We start from the raw sequence: 19,059 nt of genomic DNA, 5'->3' as shown, positions 1-19,059 counted from the left end.
CCTGTAGCTCAATTGGATAGAGCGTCAGCCTCCGAAGCTGAAGGTTGCTGGTTCGATCCCGGCCAGGTGCACCATGTCTATTTCGGCGAAATGGCGGCAGGGATAGATTCTGAAATGGTCGATAAGGGGATCCACCCCATACCCTCTGGCGCGGAGATATACATCCAATTTTCGTTGGTGACACCCGTGATCACGGAGATGCCCGGCTTCAATGTGAAGAGTTTTTTTGAAGATTCTGAGGGAGTCAAAAACACCTGAATTTCTGCATCTCCCTGAATGGTTAGCAATTTCTCATTCGTTAAATGCAGCCAGATGCGATCCCTGATACTGGGGCTTTTGCCAAAGCCGCTGCGGCTGATGATGTTGGTTTCCCCAGCCTTGGCGACGTTCTGGGTAGGTGAGTATACGGATTGAGCCGGAGTATGCTCTGCGTGGTAGTGGATGGGGAATGGGCCTGCGGTCAGGATTATAAACTGCATTTTGCGAGTATCAAAGAAGCTCAGGGAGCAGGCTGGAATGGCGGTGAGGGTGCTGCTGACCGGGACAATGGTTTGGTTGAAAACTTGCCGGGAGGGGGTGGTCTCACCCGCCACTGCCTTCAATTCATATACCTTAAGTTCAGGGAGAGGTTTTATGCCGGGCTTTAGATAGATATCCGGCAACAAATCCCCCTCGATCGTGAAAACAACTGTAATTAAATCACCCAGGGCAATATTGAGAGGTATTGGATTGACTGAGAAGGCAAACCGCCCAACAAGCCCGGAGAAATCTGTCGGGCGCCCTGCTTCAGGTAGAGGCTGAATGGATAAATTCAAGGCTTCGATGGGGATACTGGCTGGACGCCTTGATTCCTGCATCATGAAAAATGAACGGGTAGTTTGGATGAAGGTTCCATTAAGGCGAGGGGAGAAGACAACCGATCCAGCTTTAGGGGCTCGCGCCCATGCCCGGAATTTCCGGACCTCGTAGGAGAGCCCTTCAAGTGTAACGTGTTCAATAGGAAGTTCCTGAAATGGATAGAGTTGTAATTGGTCAGGAGCAGGAAGCGCGTCAATTGAAATTTGTGGGGCAAGCGTTTCCCCTGTGATGTGGATGGCCAATGTTACCTGAAAGGCTTCGCCTGCATAGATGGTGGCACGATCGGGAGAAAATCGGGCAAAAAGGGGCGCCGCGGCAAAGGAGGGAAGACACATGGCTAAATAGAGCCAGGAAGCGGCCATCGCTTTTCCAAATTTCTGGTCAAATAGGTGCATGTACGGCATAATCTACACTTCATTTCACGGTGTCAATGGGGAGAATTTCGATTATGATTTTGTATGTGATCATGGAAACTGCAGAGAAGTATTTGGCCGGGAACTGGCAGCGCCCGCGATTGACTTTGGAGGAAACGTCTGGCGATTATTGTTTGATGATCCATTATAAGCAATTGAATTTGAAGATGTTGTCGGTGCTCCGCCCCCGTGCGATCGTCTACAGTGGGTCTTCTACCCCTTTTGAAGAGTATGATGTGCGACAAACTCGTAATTATCGGCAGGTTGTGATGACCTCAGCAATCCCTCAGTTGGGGATTTGTGCCGGACAACAATTAGCTGCGGAATTCTTCGGCTGCACTTTGGGAATCATGCACTTGCTCTCTGAGGAAGAGGCCGATCATAATCCAAAATACCATCCTGGTGAATACAAAGAGTGGGGTGTGTACCCTGTCACTATATTGCAAAAAGACCCCCTGTTTGATGGGCTAGGTAAGATCGTCCGGGTTCAGCAGTTTCATCGCAGTGAAATCAAGGGGATTGGGAGCGAGGTCATCATATTGGCCAGCAGTAAAGCGTGTCAGGTGCAGGCCTTCCGACACCGGACTAAGCCCTTCTATGGCGTTCAGTTTCATCCGGAGGAGGCCTGTGAAGGTTATTCCGATGGGTTTAAGATTCTGAGTAATTTCTTTAAATGGGCGGCGGCTCGACAGAAATAACGGATTTGTTATATAAGTTTTGAATGCGTTCATGATGTAAAGTGAAGGAGTGGGTTTGGGCAATGAATGAATCCCTGAAATTAAGGCAAAGTATTGTCGATGTGCGACGGGTAGTCGTAAAGATTGGCAGTCGTGTATTGGTTCAGAAAACAGGCCGACCGGAACATCGTCGAATCCGGGGTTTGGTTGACGAAATGGCGAAACTTCGCCATGCGGGTATCGAGGTTGTCCTCGTGACCTCCGGCGCCATTGGGGCAGGGATGGAGGCCTTAGGGATGGCAACGAGGCCAACCGAATTACCGGATCTGCAAATGGCGGCAGCCGTGGGGCAATGCCGCTTGATGGCAACCTACGATAAATTATTTTCGGCAAAACGCTGTAAAGTGGGGCAGGTTTTACTTACACACGATGATTTTGATCATAAGATCCGCCTCACAAACGCCCGCCGCACGATCGAGAACATGTTGCGGCACAAGGTTATCCCGATTGTGAATGAAAATGACGTTGTGGCCGATGAGGAAATTCGTGCGGACATTAAGCTAGGGGACAACGATTTCCTGGCCTCTCTGGTGGTGCGTATGATCCGTGCCGATCTGTTGATCATCTTGAGCACGGTGGATGGATTGCGTGCGCCTGGAGCCAATGGGGGAACCCGGCGGGTACCCTGTCTTGAAAAAGTTGACAAGAACACCCTGGCGCTGGTGACGGGGCAGAAAAATGCGCTTTCAAAGGGGGGCATGGGTTCCAAGCTTCGGGCAGCCAAGCTGGCAGCTCAGGCGGGATGCCATGTTGTGATTGCTGATGGCCGGAAATTGGGTAACATTACCCGAGTCGTGCAAGGGGCGGACGTCGGTACTTTTGTGGTGGCATCATTGTAAGCATTGAGAAGGCAGGATTTATGGGACTTCATGAAGAAATGGTGGCGATGGGCCAACAAGCAGTAATTGCGTCCAGAGGGTTGGCCAGGCTGTCTGCCAGGAAGAAGACGGCGATTCTACTGGCTATGGCCGATGAAGTTGAAGCTCAACGTGAGTCCATTAAAAGGGCGAATGCCCTTGATGTGGAGGCCGCCAAGGCCAATGGGATGGCTGCGGCCATGATAGACCGACTCTCTCTATCTGATTCCCGTATCAATAACATGGCGAGGGGGTTACGTGAAGTGGCGGGCCTTAAGGATCCCGTAGGCGCGGTAATCAGTCGGTGGATTCGTCCGAACGGTTTGGAAATCGTCAAAGTCAGGGTTCCTATTGGAGTGATTGCCATCATTTATGAGGCTCGCCCGAATGTGACCTCTGATGCGGCTGGGTTGTGTTTCAAAACATCCAATGCGGTTATTTTGCGGGGGGGGAAAGAGTCCATTCAATCCAATGGGGCTATTGTGCAGGCTTTAAAAGCGGGTGGGAGTAAAGCCGGCCTTCCTGAAAATGCGATTCAATGGGTCTCGACTACTGATCGGGATGCCGTTCGGGAATTGGTCCAGTTGGAGGGTATGGTGGATCTGGCTATTCCGCGTGGTGGGGAAAGCCTGATTCGTGCCGTAGTTGAGCAGGCCCGTATTCCGGTGATCAAACACTACAAAGGGGTATGCCATACCTTCATAGACGAAACAGCCGACTTGGAAAAGGCCTTGAAAATCTGCGAAAATGCCAAGTGTCAGCGACCGGGCGTGTGTAACGCGATGGAAACACTCCTGGTTCATGAGGCGGTTGCGGCGAAGTTTCTGCCCATCATTGCCCAACGGCTTGGTGTTGAATTGAACGTTGAGCTTCGTGGTGATGAGGCAGCTCGTGCCATCGTGCCGACCATGAAGCCGGCGATAGAGGAGGACTGGTATGCAGAATATCTGGACCTCATTCTTGCCGTCAAAGTGGTCCCCTCTGTGACGGCGGCAATTGAGCACATTAATAAATACGGTTCCAACCACTCCGATGCCATCATTTCTGAATGTGAGGACGCCCAGAAAGAATTCACCCATGATGTGGGGTCCGCCGTGGTTTATGTCAATGCATCCACCCGCTTCACAGATGGCTCCGAATTTGGCATGGGAGCGGAAATCGGGATCAGTACCGACAAGCTTCACTGTCGTGGTCCGATGGGGCTTGAGGAGTTGACAACCTATAAATATGTCATTACCGGGGATGGCCAAGTCAGGGAGTGATAATTCCCGTTCTTCATGTTTACGTTATTTGCGGGAAACCAGACTCCCTGAATCGGGCCTGCTGGACCAAGTGGGCCTGTCCATTAGAACCCTAATCCGTTCCTGAACGAGGAGCGCTCGTTGATGCGAAAGCGGTATGGCCTCCGCTGCTTTGGGATCGTAAAGCTTTTTTAACAGTGAGGTATTACAGAAGTCAGACTTCGGGTTGTCGCGCCACATGGTGATATAGGCCAGATATTTCCCATACTCCACATCAATGGCGGTTGGTGGCATGGTGTTGACATCATCCACGATGGCGGCGAGGCGAGGAGCGGAAACTTTGGGATGCTGAGCAATCCTGCGTGAACAATCCAATGCATTTTTCTGTGAATTGAGAATATGAGTGGTTCGGGTTACATTCATCCCTTTCCATCCTGCGTTCAGCCAGGCAAACGTTGCAACCGCGGTTTCATTGGAGTTCAACGCAATATAGATGCTGAGCGTCGTGGAATGGCTAATTTGAGAGAGCATCCATGTCATACCCGGTACATTCAGTCCTGGCTTTTCACTATAATAAAATAAGGCCTGGTCAAGGGGCCCAACCAGAATTCCGCGATTGCTGAATGATGAGGGAGCGAGGGTCTCAGCGCAGGAGAATAAAACGTCTCGTGTGTCGACTTTGCACCGGAGGAACACTCGCGAATTAGTATAGGAAAAATAACAACCCGATTCCGGGTTGGGCGTGATTTCCTCCATACCGGTTATCCGGTCTGTCACATACTGCAAGGTCCCCGTTGGCCCAGCGCCTATGCATGCATAGGCGCGCTGCATATCGTTACTATTCAGGCATGCCGAGAAACGTAGTGCTACCGGGAATACGGCATAGTCGGGAATTCCTGGATGAAAATTCAGGGCTAGATATTGTGACAATGGAACCCTGACTTTCATGATATACGCAGAGCCTGCTGCCCCGTTCAACTGAGGAAGTTCCCATCCGCTGTCTGTGAGACAGGCTTGGCGCACAAAATCCACCAATGGTTTCACTGTGTCTGGGGAGAAGTTGGTGCAGGGGGATAGGGCGAAGGCAAGCATGGAATCCACGGACCCCTGAGCTTCTGGCGGGAAAGGTCGAATGGCCGTAATGATTTCTTGCGAAGTAGTAACGGGCTCCTCTCCAGAGGCTCCTGCGGCTGCCGCGAGAAAGATCAGTAATCCGGTAAATGAGCGGAGTGAGTGGATGAAGGCTTTTTTTATCATGAATTTATCAAACCTTACCTTTGATTCCAGCGGTTTCTGTTGCGGTGCTGGTAGCATCATCCAAGTGGCCTTCTCTTAGATATTTGCGTGTTTCGCTGGCAATCACACCGGAAAGCAGGAGTAGGGAAATCAAGTTTGGAATGGCCATCATGGCGTTGGCCATATCGGAAAAATCCCACACAAATTGGAGGGATAATACAGATCCGGCATAGACTGCAAGTACCCATAAAATCCGGTAGGGTAGGATTGTTTTTTTGCCCCAAAGATATTCAGCACATCGTTCCCCGTAATATGACCAGCCTAAAATGGTGGAAAAGACAAACGTGAGAAGTCCCACCGTTAGTACGATAGGGCCAATGCCAGGTAAAGACTCGAAGGCGGCTTTAGTCAAGGCCCCGCCTTTGAGTCCGGATAGTGCCACAGGGGATTTCATTACACTGGTGACGATCACCAGTCCTGTTATCGCACAGATTACTACTGTGTCCCAGAACGTTCCCGTGGATGAAACCAAAGCCTGTCGCACAGGATTACGGGACTGTGCAGCGGCCGCCGCAATGGGTGCGGATCCCATACCGGATTCATTTGAAAACAGGCCCCTTGCAACACCAAAGCGTGCGGCCATAACGATCGTAGCCCCCACAAATCCACCCCCTGCGGCGGTGGTGGAAAAGGCAGAATCCACAATCAGTTTTAGTGCAGGGAAAATGAAGGCGGAATTGGCATATAGGATCAGTGAACAGCCGACAACATAAAAGATGGCCATAAAAGGAACTAAAAATTCACAACAAATCGAGATAGACCGGATACCGCCGAGAATGACCAGAGCGGTCAGAGCACTAAGAATTAACCCAACCACATGGGGCGGGGTATGCAACGTTTCTTGTGCCAATGAGGCAATCGAGTTAGCTTGAACCATATTGCCGATGCCAAATGAGGCAACCACGGTGAAAAAGGCAAATAATAGACCCAGCCACTTAAGGCCGAGCCCTTTTTCGAGCGCATACATCGGTCCCCCCAGCATGGAACCATCTGCTGTCTGGACCCGGTATTTGACAGCCAGCAGCGCTTCTGAGTATTTGGTCGCCATTCCCAGGACCCCCGTGAGCCACATCCATAATACGGCGCCGGGACCGCCCAAAGCCACTGCCGTGGCAACGCCTACGATATTACCCGTTCCGATGGTGGCCGCGAGAGCCGTGGTCAAAGCTGCATAGGGTGATATGTCGCCAATGGCATTCTTTTCTTTCGTCACTGACAGCTTCAGGGCCTTGACCAGATGTCTTTGCATAAACCCTGTACGGAGGGTTAAAAAGATGTGGGTTCCGAAAAGTAAAATCAGCATGGGGGGGCCCCATAGAAAGCCGTTAGCTTCGATAATCCAATGGTGAATTGTATCAATCATCAGGTTGAAGTTCCTTTAAGCGGGGTGAGTACGGCGGGGTTTTTACGCATGTCATTTTCCAGCAGTGCGGCAAGACGTTGATAAATGGGGCCAGGTTTACCTGTCCCAATCGGGCGTCCATCAAACTCCACGCCCGCCACCACATTCAGGGTGGTGCCAGCAATGATCAGTTCGCGGGCGGAAAAAATATCCGTCAGGGTGATGTCAGCCAATCCCGAATAGCTCAGAAGGCCGTCACGAACGAGTTCTTGCGAAAGCGCCATAGTCCTGAGCATGGTGGTGCCTGTGAGAATGCGGTCAAGATTGGGGAACAGCAGGCGGTTGTCATACGAGACGATGCCCATGTTTTCAGTGGCGCCTTCTGTGAGAAATCCACGTTCATCAAACCCCATTGAAAAATCGAATTTCCGGTCCACGGCCTCCTTTTTCATCAGCACATTGGGCGCATAGTTGCAGTTTTTGATTTTAGCCATATCGGCCGATTTGGCGGGGATGGCACTCGTGCAGAGCCGGGCTCCTTCGGGATGAAGAGTCATGAACGGCGTCCCGAGTGCGGTGATTACGACATAGAGTTGGGCGGACGGGCATTCATAGGGATTGACCCCAAAGCCGCCTGGTCCGCGAGAGACATAAATCCGGATCATACTGGTGGGCTGACTGGCAACCAGGGCGGTTTCAATGAGAATCTGTTTTAATTCAGTTAAACTGACGGGTAAATTTAACGCAATTCCACGTGCCGAGTTGACGAGACGATCCAAATGGGCGTTCAGGTTATAAATGTTCCCGTCAACGGATTTCAGTGCCTCGAAAACGCCGTCCCCCCGATGAACCATGTGGTCGTCAATGGGGATCAGCATCAGGCGGGGATCCGTCACAATACCGCCGTAAACGCTGGAATACATGGCATAATAGGTGTTCTGGTAGGGGCGTCGCAGGGACTCCGCAAGCGCGGGCCAGTCAGAGAGTTCAAAACGTTTCATGGCAGGATCATAACAGGCCGTTTAGTAGTGGACAATAGCGAGATGGGATTTCAGCGTCGTCGATAGGCCATCGGGGTGAGACCGCAGAATCGCCGGAAACAGCGGTTGAAATGGCTCAGGTCGTTGAACCCGCAATCAGTCGAGATTTGAATGATCTTTTCGCCCGATTGCCCATTCTGGAATGGGCGTCCTGGTGGGATTTGACTATCCGACGCTGGGAAGGCGAAGGGCTACCTGTCGGATTGGATCGGCAGGGGATCTATCGCTATTTCGGGATGGACGTCAACTATCAGGACTGGATCGCGCCGCACAAGTGGCGTTGCCCCCAACCAGCGTTACATGGTGCCCCGGTTGTGCAGACAGCCGACGAGTACGAGGCGTTACGCCCCTTGCTTTATCCCAAGACCGGCCCTCTGATCGATGTGGCACGGTGGGAGGATTGGGCCCGGCGTCAACGGAAGGATGGGGATATCCTCTGGTTTACTCTGGAAGGATTTTTCTGGTATCCGCGCACCTTGATGGGCATTGAGCCCCATCTCTATGCATTCTATGATCAGCCCGAATTGATGCATAGGATGAATGAGGATCTTGTCGCCTTTAATCTCCGGGTAATCGATGAGATCTGCGCCATCTGCCGGCCGGATTTCATGACGTTTGCCGAAGTCCTGAGCTACAACAATGGGCCCATGCTTTCGGAGGAGCAGTTTGATGAATTCCTGCTCCCGTCCTATCAGCACGTTGTGCCCCGCTTAAAGGGATATGGTGTGCGGGTGATTGTTGATTCTGATGGGAACATCACGAAGCCTGCCCCATGGTTTGACCGGGCTGGCATCGAAGGGATTCTTCCCTTGGAACGGCAGGCCGGGGTCGATCTCAACATCCTGCGTGAACGCCACCCGAAGCAACTGTATGTGGGTGCCTTCGACAAGATGGTGATGCATCATGGCGAGGCGGCCCTGCGAGCAGAGTTTGAACGGCTGATGCCTGTAGCGCGCCAGGGAGGGTTTGTGATCTCCGTGGACCATCAGACGCCGCCTGCCGTGTCCTTGGAGGACTATCGCTTATTCCTGCGCCTCTTTAATGAATATGCGATGCAGGTCTGAAGTCCCCCGCGAATCTCGCATTGCAGGTAAGCGCGATTGTGGGGAGAAAACGGACCTTTTCAGCAAATCGTCCATTCTGGTCGCGCAAGGAGCCATGAGAGCAATGCTGATTTACCAGTTCCCTCTCTGGTGGAATTCTGACACTATTATCAAAAGATTTTAAGGGATGATGAATCGGGAAAATTGAATCCATGTGTGACTGCTTCTTCGCAGGGAGGGTATTATGGCTAAATATCATTTAATCGCGTGTCATGTGTTGTGGCGGGAATTGTGCTATTTTGCATCCTTGTCGCCGCATTACTTCACGTTCAATTTTATCAAGCAGGGCCTGCACAATACGCCGGAGTTATTGAAGGTTCAGCTTCAGGCTGCGGTGGATGAGGCGCCAGACGAGTGTGACGCTATTTTGCTGGGATATGGCTTGTGCAGTAATGGAGCGGCGGGAGTGGTTTCCCGCACGAAGAAGATGGTTATACCTAAGGCGCATGACTGTATTACGCTTTTTCTGGGAACCAAGGAGCGGTATCGGACGTATTTTGACGCTCATCCGGGAACCTACTGGTATACGCCTGGTTGGGTCGAATGTTCGGTGCAACCCGGGAAGGGGCGCTACGATCTGCTGCGCAAGGAGTATGTTGAGAAGTATGGGGAGGAAAATGCCGATTATCTGATGGAGATGGAACAGAACTGGATGAAGGAGTATAACAACGCCGCCTATGTTGATCTTGGGGTTGGGGATACGACCCGGCATAAGCAATTCACCCATGAATGCGCCCAGTGGCTGGGGTGGAAGTGCGACGAACTCTCAGGTGATGCCTCCCTGATTAAAGATTTTGTGTGTGGCCAATGGGATGCCGATCGATTTCTGGTTGTGGAGCCGGGGCAGGCCATCATGCCTTCACATGATGAACAAGTATTGAAAACAAATTGAATTTAAGAGGAAGCAATTCATGAAAACAATTTTAAGTGGCTTGATGGGCGTTGTATTGGTGCTGGGGAGTGGCTGTGTGACGCTGGTGGATCAGAATACGGTGGCGCAGCAACAGGCTGACATGGAGAAGCTGCAAGAGAATGTGCAACGCATTCAGGAGAAAATTAACGGACTGGAGTTGGAACAGCAGAACCTTCAGCGCGACCTCGGTTCCATGAAAGGGGCGCCCAAGGAAGACATGCTTGTCCGAAACAGATTGGATACTTTGGAACGTCAGGTGCAGTCTTTAGCGGCAGGCCGTGATGCGGATCGCAAACAGATCGTCAATCAGGTGGCCTCCATTGTGGGGTCATCTGGCAGTGGCTCGTCAGGCCGGTCGTCCTCCGGGCGAAGTGGCGGTTCTCAGTCCGGAGTTGAGCATGTGGTTGAATCCGGCCAGACCTTGTCGGCCATAGCCGTGGCTTACAAGGTGAGCGCCAGTTCCATCAAAAAAGCCAATTCCCTAAAATCCGACACCTTGCGTGCCGGGCAGAAACTGTTTATTCCCAAGTGAACCCTCGCGTCCTCAACTAATGGGCCTGAGCAGCACTGTGAACTCCATGGGCTTGGGCTGAATCAGATATTGAGGCAGGGGCATGGGGCCACAGCTTTGGCTGCCCAAGCCTGCCTGGACATGATCCAGATGTACGACAGTTTGAGGAATCCTCGTGAGTTCGTGAGCGTGTTTGCTTCTGGAGAGATCCTTGATCGAATAATGAAGCGCGCTCACGTTAAGTAATTGATCCCCCATGATTAACAGGCCGGTTTTACGGCGGTTGGTGAGTGCCAACCAGCGTACATCCGTCTTGTTGCCATTCTCCTGCGGTCGGACATAAGGCACGTATTGTTCGTCAACTGTTCCCGAATAAATCCCCACCGGTGCGCTTTCCTTGCGATCCGCATAACTTTCGTGCGGCCCACGGCCGTACCAGGCCACCTGCTCGAACCCGGCGGGCATCATCAACTCTAGTCCAAAGCGGGGAAGGGGGGGGAGATCCTTTGCCACCGGGCTGATGCTGGTCGTGAGGGTTACATCACCGGAGCCTTGAATGGTGGTGGTTTGGTTAAGGCGGAAACGAGGCGAGAGTTGATAGCCCGCCAATACACTCTGAACCTTGATCTCCACGGCCGTATTCTTGAGGAGGCGGGTTTTGATGCTTTCGATGCGTGGAACCATCCGGTTATAACCCGCGTTTCTCCATCCAATGGCTTGATGAACATCATTATCAGTGGGGGGGCGCCATAACTGGACCTTAGGTCCCTCCTCGATGAGCTGCTGGTGTCCCCAGCGCCAATCAAGGATGGCTCCACTAAACCTGTCCACCACGATTTTAAACGCTTTACCTTGGACGACGATTCCTGCTGGAGATTCGGTCATTTTGACCAGGGCATCAGGACGCGCCTCAGTTGCAAGCCACTCCTGTGTTTTCGCTGGCAATTCGATTTGGGCGGATGCCAGTTCGTACCCGGCCGGAGCCCAGCTTGCTACCTGCTTCAAAGTGAAATTGAAGGTGACGTGCGCCTCGCCCCCTGCGGCAATGGCGGATGGCTTAACCGGCAGCGTTATGGCCATGCTTTTCCCGGCGGATACATCCAGCGGGGGAAGCTTGCCTTGTTTTGCAATATTTCCATTGCGGGAAACGGTCCAAGTTCCTGCAAGATAGGAAAGATTGCGGAAGGCATTACGATTAGTAACTTTGAACTTGCCCGCCTTCGCATCCACTGCCTCTACTTTTACTGGTGCCAGAATATGTTTCAGTTCTACCAGTGCTGTATGGGGCGTGCGGTCGGGTGCGATCAACCCATCGATACAGAAATTGCCGTCATTGGGCATATCCCCGAAGTCTCCGCCATAGGCGAACCATTCAATACCTTCCGGCGTTTTCATGCGTATTCCATGGTCCATCCATTCCCAGACGCAACCCCCAACCAGGCGCGGGTATTTGCGGATGGTTTCCCAATATTCCTTCAGACTGCCGGGACCCTGGCCCATGGCATGTGCATATTCGCAGAGGATGAACGGCTTGGGATCTTCCTTTTGTCCCTCCTGGATGAGGGTTGGCACATCGGTGTACATCCGGCTTACCAGATCGGTGCATTCCGCCTTCTCGTCCCTTTCGTAGTGGATGGGCCGCGAGGGATCACGCTGACGGATCCATTCTGCCATGGCGACATGATTGGGGCCGAAGCCGGATTCGTTACCGAGTGACCACATGATTACACAGGCATGGTTTTTATCCCGTTCCACCAATCGCACGGCGCGGTCTACAAAGGACTCCCTCCACATTTCCACGCGCGCGGGAATGTCCGGTGCATCATAGCCAAACCCATGGGTTTCCAGATCTGCTTCATCAATCACATACATCCCGTACTTGTCGCACAATTCAAGCCAGTGGGGGTCATTGGGATAATGCGAGGTGCGAACGGTGTTGATGTTATGGCGTTTCATCAGGGTTATATCCTGAAGCATGTTGTCATGTGTGACCGCATGGCCTGTGTCAGGGTTGGTATCGTGCCGGTTAACCCCCTGGATTTTAATGGAGACACCGTTGATCCAAAGTTGTTGCGCCTTGATTTCAATCTGACGGAAGCCGATCTGTTGGCGGGTGGTTTCCAGAACTGCCCCATGAGCATCGCGCAGCGTCAGGAATAAGGTGTACAATTCCGGGGTTTCCGCTGTCCATTTTTTGGGGGCGGTTACGGGGGCGCAGAACGGTAATACCGCACTTGATTTCGGCTTGATAAGGACATTGTCCGCGACAGTCTCATCCAAAATCGTTTTCCCCTCATTGTCCACCAGTGCGGCCTTGACACTATATTTTCCGGTGGCCGTGGAGATTAAACTGCGGAGGGTTACATCCAATTCCAGCATGGCGTTTTTGTGGCGTTTGTCGAAAGGCGTGCGAACGAAAACATCGTGGATATGGACGGTGGGGACGGACAGAAGATAAACATCCCGGAAGATGCCGGAAAGTCTCCAGCAGTCTTGATCTTCCAGATAGCTGCCGTCGCACCACTTCAGCACCTTGACGGCTAGGGTATTTTGGCCGGCGTTGAGGAAGGGGGTGATATCAAATTCCGCCGGCATACGGCTTCCCTTACTAAAACCGATCGGGTGTCCGTTGATCCAGGCATAAAACGCCGAATCCACGCCCTGGAAAACAATAAACGTTTTACGGTTTTCCCATTTAGCGGGGACCGTGAACTTCTGGCGATAGCAGCCGGTGGGGTTTTCGTTCGGTACAAACGGCGGGTCAATGGGGTAGGGGTAATTCACATTGGTGTAAACCGGCTTATCGTACCCATGCATTTGCCAGTTGGAGGGCACCGGGATGGATTTCCAGGTGGAGTCATTGAAGTTCGGGTTTTCGAACCCGTTAGGGGTAAGCTCCGGGCGTGTGACGTAGTGAAATTGCCAGTCGCCATTCAGCAGGGAGAAGAACGGCGAGTTGAGCCGATCCCCAGAGCGTGCATTGCTTTCATCTGCGAAGGGAATCAAAGTGGCGCGGGCGGTCTCGCGATTCCGATGAAGTAGTTGCAGGTTTTCCCAGTCGCGGACAGATGTTTTCAATTGCTTAGCCATGATGGTACTCCTTTAAATAACATTGAAACCTATCGCATAGAGGTCTTGAAGTCCATATCAGGGGTGGTATTGTGCATATCATATTTGGTATGGAGCAGTCATGAATAGAGATGTTGTCCGTCTACCGGAGCGTTATTACCGGAATGAGATAGTTCATCGAGCAATGCGAGGGAACGATCCTGAGGGAACCACGCTGGGTTGTGGATTTATGATGAAGTTGGATGGGCGCGGGCAACATCGAAATTTTGTTTTCCCACAATATAGCGGGGTTCTGGTTTTGCGGGGGGAAGGGACATATATTGATTGGGCCGGGCGGGAGTACTCCACTTTCCCCGGGTGCTTCTTTCAGAGACTGCCGGGACGGACCCACAGTACGATTCATCCCGACACCGCAGTCTGGGCCGAGTGTTATGTCAATATCAGTCAGGCGTTTTGTGAAACGCTGGCTGAAATGAACAGCCTTGATGTGAATAAACCTGTGTTGGTGCCCGGCTTGAGTCTGGCTCTGGTGGAGCGGTTTGACTCCTTGCTTCATGATCTCCGTAACGCGCCTCCAATTGAATTGCCTCGGATGCTGGCGTTGGCACATGCGTTGATTGCCGATATCTATGCCTTGGACCGACACCGAAGCAGGCCGAATCCCTACGCTCAGGCGCTTGATGAGGCCGCACGTGCGCTGGCGGCCGACGCCTCTCGGCGGATCAAACTTCCGGCATTAGCCGCACAATTGGGCCTTGGGTATGAGGTGTTCCGTAAAGCGTTTCATGACAGGTTTGGTATGGCCCCGGGCGACTACAGCATCCGGCGCCGTATGGAGCGGGCGCGGTCTATGTTGACTCAGGGGGATGTGACCGTCAAAGAGGTGGCCTTTGCCCTCGGCTATCCTAACGAGTTCGCTTTTTCGCGCCAGTTTAGTCGCGTATATGGTGCCCCCCCCTCCCGCTTTCGAGGAATGCCGTAGGAATGATTCTGGATGCGAACCTCCGTCGCCGTGTCCACGAAACTGGCGGCTTCGTCCTTGAAGTTATTGACACTATGCAATCTGCACAGGAAGATGAAGCAAATATATAAATCACGGGGTATGGATGAATACAAAAAAGTTGTTCGCAAGACGCAATCTTCTAATGGGGTTGATTCCGGTTGTGTGTGTGTGCTCTGAGGCAGGTCAGGTTCAACCGGAGGGGCAAACCAATCACCCCGGTGTTGTTTGTATGGATTCGAACTTTGATTTTGGGGTTGTGTATCCTGAAGCGGTGGTGAAACACAGTTATGTAATGACCAATCAGGGCGGGCGTGTGGTGAAAATAATCGCTGTGCGTCCCAGTTGCGGTTGTACCACGGCCCAGGTGGCTACGAATGAATTGGCCCCGGGACTGGCAACCACGGTGGATGTGGTGCTTGATTTTAAAGGACGGCGTGGGCGTCAGAATAAGTCGATTTATGTTGAGACCGATGATTCTGAGAATCGAATCGTGCGGCTGGGATTCAATGGCGTGGTGATGGTGCCAATAGAGGCTCAGCCAGAGGGGGTCCATTTCGGAACGATTAGTTCGGAAGGCCTGCTTGAACGTGAGGTGTTGCTGACGGCCGTATCGACCAATACCTTTAAAGTACTTTCGGTGAAATCCGCTTCCCCTCAAGTGACCGTTTCGTTTGAGCCGCGTGAGGCGGGAAAACAGTATCTTCTCAGGATTGCTTGTCCTGGTGCCCGAAAGTTGGGGACTTTTATGACGGCAGTGGAAGTGGAGACCGATCATCCGCAGATGAAAATGCTATCCATTCCTGTCGCTGGTTTTGTGGCGGGAGATATTGTGCCTGCGCCGGCCGAGTTGTTGTTGTTTCCCTCCGCCACAAACGAGCCCAAAACGGTTTGGGTCAGCCTCTGGTCCCCGGCAGGTAAACCTTTTAAAGTCACGAAGGTGGAACTGCCCGGGGAGGGTATGACCAACGCGGTTATCTCCGTGAAGCCAGATCGGTGTCGCTTGGAAATCAAAACTTGGGGTTCTCTGATGGGTCTGGATGGGAAGTCGATCCGCATTGAAACGGATTTGGACTCCCTGAAGGAACTCTCGATTCCGCTCAAAGTCATGGCGGTCCGATAGGGGTACATCAAAGACAACCCCATTTGAACCCTTGAGAACTAATTTCCCTTTACGGATGGCCGGGCTGCTTCTAAGCTTGCAGGAATTACGGCAAGGGTATCACGATGAATTCTGAAAATGGGCATGTGTTGGTTTTGGGCTGTGATGAGGCCGAGTCTGAGCTGGTTCAACTGCTGGCTTCCTATGGCTTTAAACTTCGCCTAGTGAAGTCATCTGAAGAACTTTTGTACGTTGCCAAAAGTATTTCGCCCGATGTCATTCTGGTTAATGTTGTGCCCGACCGAGTCAGTTTCGAGGTGTGTCGCACTCTTAAAAATGACCCTCTAACCGCGTTGATCAGTCTTTTGGTTATTTCGCCTGTTAGTGACCAGGCCGAGAGATCGAGAGCGATCCAGTGTGGTGCAGACGACTATATCACCCGGCCATTTGACAGTGATGAATTGGCGATCCGGTTGCGTAACGCTGTGGTGAGAACCCGGCAGGCTTGCGAATTAAAGCAGGATGCGGCCCGGATTCAGCAACTGGAAGAGGTTCGTTCTGAATTGACCCAACTCGTGGTTCGCGAGATGAAAACACCCCTGACTGGTTTGGCCGATCTTCTCGAGATGGCAGGGGGTGGAACCCCAAAACATTTTAAGGCCGATGCGTCCAAGTTTGTCAATGAAGCGCTCGGTGCAACAGAGACGCTTGAGGAATTGATCGAATTTTTGATGAGTGTGCGTAAAATGACGGCCGGGGAGGAGTTGCCTGATAAACATCCGTGCGATATTTTGCTGTTATCGCGTTATATTGCAGAGGCTCTGTCTGAATCTGCTCAGGCGGTGGGGATGACATTGACCGTGGAAGGCGATGGCGCGACAGTGCTGTGCGATAAACCCCAGATGACCCGTGTGATCCGGCATCTCATTCGAATTGCAATCAAAGCAAAACCTTCGGAAAAAACGGTGAAGATACGCATTGAAAAGCTGGCGGGGAGGATCAAATTGATGGTCCTCTGCGGAGGGGGGCCTACTGCTCCGGCGGTGGAAACGGACGGGCTTGGCCTCACCTATTGCCGGTTGGTATCAGCGGCACATGGCGGCGATTTCCGGGTGCCATTAATGAATGGTGATCCAGCGTTTTTGTATGTGGTGTTGCCTGAGGCTGTCGGAATAAAGCCGACGTCCGGGCTCATTGACGCCTCGGCTTCAATTCCGATAGAGCGGTCTCGCCGATATCTGGGCGCGTTTACCTCGAAACCCGCTGATCGAAAAAAAAGATCCCTGCTGTCCCTGGGGACACGGCAGCAATTTGTTGTCGCGGTTGCGTTGATGGCGGTGATTCCCTTGTTGGCATTTGCGTATGTGCTGGGAGATGCCATTATGACCCGCACATTGGATTTGGAGACCTTATACTTTCTTCTGCCTTCCATTGTGACGCTGATGGCTTTAGGCGTGATGTTATTGGCGCGCCACACGATTGAGGTCAGCCGGTTGAGGCAATATCTTGAGGAAATATCGCGCGGGGATGCTCCGACGGTAACAGCGGGTCATTCCAGTGAGGATTTTGCCGCTATACAACGCTCGCTCGGAGCTGTGCTTAATCAAGGGACCGAAAAGGTTAAGATCCTTGAAGCCCGGTCAAAAGCCTTGGTTCAAGCTGAACAACAACGTGTGATGGTGGAAACGGTAGGCGCGGCCTGTCATCATCTGGGCCAGCCGGCGACCATTATCCGAGGGTATCTGGATCTTATGAAACGCGCTGAGGTTTCGCCAGAGATGAGAGCCATGATTCAGGAATGTCAGGCGGCGACCGAAGATGTTGCGACTGTCTTGCACCGCTTACAGGGTGTAGGCCAGTACGAAACTGAGCCCTATCTGACGGCAAGTGAGGAACGAGCCGGACGTTTCGATGAACGGATTCTGAAAATTTAAGAGGTTTGGCCTTGTCGCAAAGCGACAGGTTTCCCCAGGATTTCATTGGCAATGATGAATTTTCGCAGGGTTGTGGGGTTATGTAACTCGGGCATAGCCGATGTACAGCGGGTGGGTTTGTTCCATCCTTGTGTAAGGGCTGGCTGCACGACCGTTGCCTGAAAGGCCGTGACAGATTCGAGCATCTGATTTTCTCCACGAATCTGTGAAGACAGGGTCTCCATTTGCGGCTCATGACTGCGACGAACCGATTTCTCCCTGTGTGTTTTTTGGTGGAGCGGGGGCGGAGCAACAGGGCGCTGTGGTGGAGCCGGGGGCTTTACCTTCTCTTCCAGTCCCTCAAAAAACTTGCGCAACTCATCCTGGGGATCAAGAGGGGGGCTGGATTCTGAGGGCGATCCCTCCTGGCGGGAGGGGTCACCTTTCTTTCTTCCGAAAATCTGGGCAAGAATCCACCCGATCACAGCGATGATGCCTATGATCACATCCATATCCGAGGCGGCTATCAAAAACAGATTCATGTTGCCCTGCCAGCAGATGGTTTACAGTTGAACGGGTTTCTGTTGCTGGTCATGAGGCTCGCCAGCGATGGTTTTACGCATATCGGTGTCGGATTGGATATTCTGCATCCGGTAGAAGTCCATGACGCCGAGGTTACCCTTGCGGAAAGCTTCGGCCATGGCGCGGGGAACTTCTGCTTGAGCCTCAACCACGCGAGCCTGCATCTCTTGAACCAGGGCGCGCATTTCCTGCTCCCGGGCGACCGCCATGGCGCGTCGGCCTTCGGCTTCAGCTTGACGCAATTTTTTGTCGGCCTCGGCTCGTTCGGTTTCCAGCATGGCGCCAACATTGGCGACATCCTTGGCCCCCGTGCCCGCTACGCTGATGTCCGCGATATCGATCGACACGATTTCAAAGGCCGTTTGTGAGTCCAGCCCGCTCGCAAGCACCCGGCGGCTAATGGCATCCGGATTTTCCAGTACCGCCTTATAGGTGGCAGAAGATCCGATTGCGCTGACGATTCCCTGTCCTACACGGGCAATGATTGTGTCTTCGCCGGCACCACCGACAAGTTGGTTCAGGTTCGTACGTACGGTGACACGGGCCTTGACGAGCATGCGGATACCATCGCGAGCCACAGCATCAAGCATGGAAACCTGGCTCTTCTGCGGATCGGGGCAGTCAATGACCTTCGGAATGACGCTGGTACGTACGGCTTCCTGAACATCACGTCCAGCGAGGTTGATGGCGGCCGCCTGTTGGAAGGTCAGGTCGATGCCGGCCTTGTCAGCGGCAATCAGCCCGTTGACGACATTAATGACGTCACCACCAGCAAGATAATGCGCTTCAATCAGGTCGGATGACAATGTCAGTCCGGCTTTGATTACCCGGATACGGGCATCCACGATGAGTGTGGGTGGGACGTGCCGGAGTTTCATCCCGACAAGGGTCAGCATCGGTACCCGGGCACCGGACATGAGGGCTCGCACCCAGACCTTGATGAAATAGAAAAACACCCCAAGCATAATGAGGGCGATAACTGCAATTAATATGACGATGATTCCGGCTACGTTTTGCATAACATTTCCTTTCGATTTCTATTTTCCTTAACTGAACTTTTCCAAAATAAATCAAATCCCATT

Annotated in this window: 17 protein-coding genes; 9 read left to right on the top strand and 8 right to left on the bottom strand. The window is 52.5% G+C overall.

Annotated elements, in window-relative coordinates:
- Positions 1 to 77: 77 nt before the first annotated feature.
- Entirely contained in the window at positions 78 to 1,262 is a 1,185-nt protein-coding gene (locus WCI03_09935) for a hypothetical protein (GenBank protein MEI8140173.1), read from the bottom strand.
- A gap of 44 nt (positions 1,263 to 1,306) precedes the next feature.
- Between WCI03_09935 and WCI03_09930 the strand changes: the two genes are divergently transcribed.
- The 3 genes from WCI03_09930 (at position 1,307) to WCI03_09920 (ending at position 4,127) form a co-directional block, all read left to right on the top strand.
- On the top strand, positions 1,307 to 1,969 hold the full coding sequence (locus WCI03_09930; protein MEI8140172.1) for a gamma-glutamyl-gamma-aminobutyrate hydrolase family protein: 663 nt from the start codon (positions 1,307 to 1,309) through the stop codon (positions 1,967 to 1,969).
- 62 nt (positions 1,970 to 2,031) lie between these two features.
- On the top strand, positions 2,032 to 2,847 hold the full coding sequence (proB, locus tag WCI03_09925; protein ID MEI8140171.1) for a glutamate 5-kinase: 816 nt from the start codon (positions 2,032 to 2,034) through the stop codon (positions 2,845 to 2,847).
- 20 nt (positions 2,848 to 2,867) lie between these two features.
- Positions 2,868 to 4,127 (top strand): glutamate-5-semialdehyde dehydrogenase, encoded by a 1,260-nt coding sequence (locus WCI03_09920; protein MEI8140170.1) that lies wholly within the window; start codon positions 2,868 to 2,870, stop codon positions 4,125 to 4,127.
- Between the two features lie 24 nt (positions 4,128 to 4,151).
- On the opposite strand, the gene WCI03_09915 is transcribed toward WCI03_09920, so the two are convergent.
- Genes WCI03_09915 through WCI03_09900 form a run of 4 tightly spaced genes read right to left on the bottom strand, consistent with a single transcriptional unit; the run spans position 4,152 to position 7,864 of the window.
- Positions 4,152 to 5,363 carry a hypothetical protein gene (locus WCI03_09915; protein MEI8140169.1) on the bottom strand — a complete coding sequence of 404 codons (1,212 nt, stop codon included), beginning with the start codon at positions 5,361 to 5,363 and terminating at the stop codon, positions 4,152 to 4,154.
- Positions 5,364 to 5,370: 7 nt separating this feature from the next.
- On the bottom strand, positions 5,371 to 6,762 hold the full coding sequence (locus WCI03_09910; GenBank protein MEI8140168.1) for a sodium:alanine symporter family protein: 1,392 nt from the start codon (positions 6,760 to 6,762) through the stop codon (positions 5,371 to 5,373).
- 2 nt (positions 6,763 to 6,764) lie between these two features.
- Positions 6,765 to 7,745 (bottom strand): aminotransferase class IV, encoded by a 981-nt coding sequence (locus WCI03_09905; GenBank protein ID MEI8140167.1) that lies wholly within the window; start codon positions 7,743 to 7,745, stop codon positions 6,765 to 6,767.
- A 50-nt stretch (positions 7,746 to 7,795) separates the two neighbouring features.
- Positions 7,796 to 7,864, bottom strand: a complete 69-nt coding sequence (locus WCI03_09900) for a helix-turn-helix transcriptional regulator (protein MEI8140166.1) — start codon at positions 7,862 to 7,864, stop codon at positions 7,796 to 7,798.
- On the opposite strand from WCI03_09900, the gene WCI03_09895 reads away from it, so the two are divergent.
- The 3 genes from WCI03_09895 (at position 7,856) to WCI03_09885 (ending at position 10,332) form a co-directional block, all read left to right on the top strand.
- The gene (locus tag WCI03_09895; protein ID MEI8140165.1) at positions 7,856 to 8,848 is read left to right on the top strand and encodes a uroporphyrinogen decarboxylase family protein; all 993 of its coding nucleotides are present in this window, start codon (positions 7,856 to 7,858) and stop codon (positions 8,846 to 8,848) included. The two genes, WCI03_09900 and WCI03_09895, sit on opposite strands and share 9 nt — an antisense overlap.
- A gap of 223 nt (positions 8,849 to 9,071) precedes the next feature.
- On the top strand, positions 9,072 to 9,779 hold the full coding sequence (locus WCI03_09890; GenBank protein MEI8140164.1) for a DUF1638 domain-containing protein: 708 nt from the start codon (positions 9,072 to 9,074) through the stop codon (positions 9,777 to 9,779).
- A gap of 19 nt (positions 9,780 to 9,798) precedes the next feature.
- The gene (locus WCI03_09885; GenBank protein MEI8140163.1) at positions 9,799 to 10,332 is read left to right on the top strand and encodes a LysM peptidoglycan-binding domain-containing protein; all 534 of its coding nucleotides are present in this window, start codon (positions 9,799 to 9,801) and stop codon (positions 10,330 to 10,332) included.
- Positions 10,333 to 10,344: 12 nt separating this feature from the next.
- Here WCI03_09885 and WCI03_09880 read toward each other — a convergent pair whose 3' ends face one another.
- On the bottom strand, positions 10,345 to 13,401 hold the full coding sequence (locus tag WCI03_09880) for a glycoside hydrolase family 2 TIM barrel-domain containing protein (protein MEI8140162.1): 3,057 nt from the start codon (positions 13,399 to 13,401) through the stop codon (positions 10,345 to 10,347).
- Positions 13,402 to 13,501: 100 nt separating this feature from the next.
- Here WCI03_09880 and WCI03_09875 point away from each other — a divergent pair, with 100 nt between their 5' ends.
- From WCI03_09875 to WCI03_09865, 3 genes are all read left to right on the top strand, one after another.
- Positions 13,502 to 14,362: a helix-turn-helix transcriptional regulator gene (locus WCI03_09875; protein ID MEI8140161.1), complete on the top strand. Its 861-nt coding sequence runs from the start codon at positions 13,502 to 13,504 to the stop codon at positions 14,360 to 14,362.
- Between the two features lie 124 nt (positions 14,363 to 14,486).
- Entirely contained in the window at positions 14,487 to 15,503 is a 1,017-nt protein-coding gene (locus tag WCI03_09870) for a DUF1573 domain-containing protein (GenBank protein MEI8140160.1), read from the top strand.
- A 104-nt stretch (positions 15,504 to 15,607) separates the two neighbouring features.
- Entirely contained in the window at positions 15,608 to 17,416 is a 1,809-nt protein-coding gene (locus WCI03_09865) for a response regulator (protein MEI8140159.1), read from the top strand.
- Here WCI03_09865 and WCI03_09860 read toward each other — a convergent pair.
- Positions 17,413 to 17,937 (bottom strand): hypothetical protein, encoded by a 525-nt coding sequence (locus tag WCI03_09860; protein MEI8140158.1) that lies wholly within the window; start codon positions 17,935 to 17,937, stop codon positions 17,413 to 17,415. The two genes, WCI03_09865 and WCI03_09860, sit on opposite strands and share 4 nt — an antisense overlap.
- Positions 17,938 to 17,958: 21 nt before the next feature.
- Positions 17,959 to 18,996: a flotillin-like protein FloA gene (floA, locus tag WCI03_09855; protein ID MEI8140157.1), complete on the bottom strand. Its 1,038-nt coding sequence runs from the start codon at positions 18,994 to 18,996 to the stop codon at positions 17,959 to 17,961.
- Positions 18,997 to 19,059 lie beyond the last annotated feature (63 nt).

The sequence above is a fragment of the bacterium genome (assembly GCA_037143175.1).
Classification (GTDB): domain Bacteria; phylum Verrucomicrobiota; class Kiritimatiellia; order CAIKKV01; family CAITUY01; genus JAABPW01.
Note: the sequence above shows the minus strand (reverse complement) of the source record. Positions and strands in the feature narration are given on the sequence as shown.

What these genes read in the sequence shown, in the direction of transcription:
- WCI03_09935 (MEI8140173.1), bottom strand. Translation starts at nt 1,262, where the DNA reads ATGCCGTACATGCACCTATTTGACCAGAAATTTGGAAAAGCGATGGCC.
- WCI03_09930 (MEI8140172.1), top strand. Translation starts at nt 1,307, where the DNA reads ATGATTTTGTATGTGATCATGGAAACTGCAGAGAAGTATTTGGCCGGG.
- proB (MEI8140171.1), top strand. Translation starts at nt 2,032, where the DNA reads ATGAATGAATCCCTGAAATTAAGGCAAAGTATTGTCGATGTGCGACGG.
- WCI03_09920 (MEI8140170.1), top strand. Translation starts at nt 2,868, where the DNA reads ATGGGACTTCATGAAGAAATGGTGGCGATGGGCCAACAAGCAGTAATT.
- WCI03_09915 (MEI8140169.1), bottom strand. Translation starts at nt 5,363, where the DNA reads ATGATAAAAAAAGCCTTCATCCACTCACTCCGCTCATTTACCGGATTA.
- WCI03_09905 (MEI8140167.1), bottom strand. Translation starts at nt 7,745, where the DNA reads ATGAAACGTTTTGAACTCTCTGACTGGCCCGCGCTTGCGGAGTCCCTG.
- WCI03_09895 (MEI8140165.1), top strand. Translation starts at nt 7,856, where the DNA reads ATGGCTCAGGTCGTTGAACCCGCAATCAGTCGAGATTTGAATGATCTT.
- WCI03_09890 (MEI8140164.1), top strand. Translation starts at nt 9,072, where the DNA reads ATGGCTAAATATCATTTAATCGCGTGTCATGTGTTGTGGCGGGAATTG.
- WCI03_09885 (MEI8140163.1), top strand. Translation starts at nt 9,799, where the DNA reads ATGAAAACAATTTTAAGTGGCTTGATGGGCGTTGTATTGGTGCTGGGG.
- WCI03_09880 (MEI8140162.1), bottom strand. Translation starts at nt 13,401, where the DNA reads ATGGCTAAGCAATTGAAAACATCTGTCCGCGACTGGGAAAACCTGCAA.
- WCI03_09875 (MEI8140161.1), top strand. Translation starts at nt 13,502, where the DNA reads ATGAATAGAGATGTTGTCCGTCTACCGGAGCGTTATTACCGGAATGAG.
- WCI03_09870 (MEI8140160.1), top strand. Translation starts at nt 14,487, where the DNA reads ATGAATACAAAAAAGTTGTTCGCAAGACGCAATCTTCTAATGGGGTTG.
- WCI03_09865 (MEI8140159.1), top strand. Translation starts at nt 15,608, where the DNA reads ATGAATTCTGAAAATGGGCATGTGTTGGTTTTGGGCTGTGATGAGGCC.
- WCI03_09860 (MEI8140158.1), bottom strand. Translation starts at nt 17,937, where the DNA reads ATGAATCTGTTTTTGATAGCCGCCTCGGATATGGATGTGATCATAGGC.
- floA (MEI8140157.1), bottom strand. Translation starts at nt 18,996, where the DNA reads ATGCAAAACGTAGCCGGAATCATCGTCATATTAATTGCAGTTATCGCC.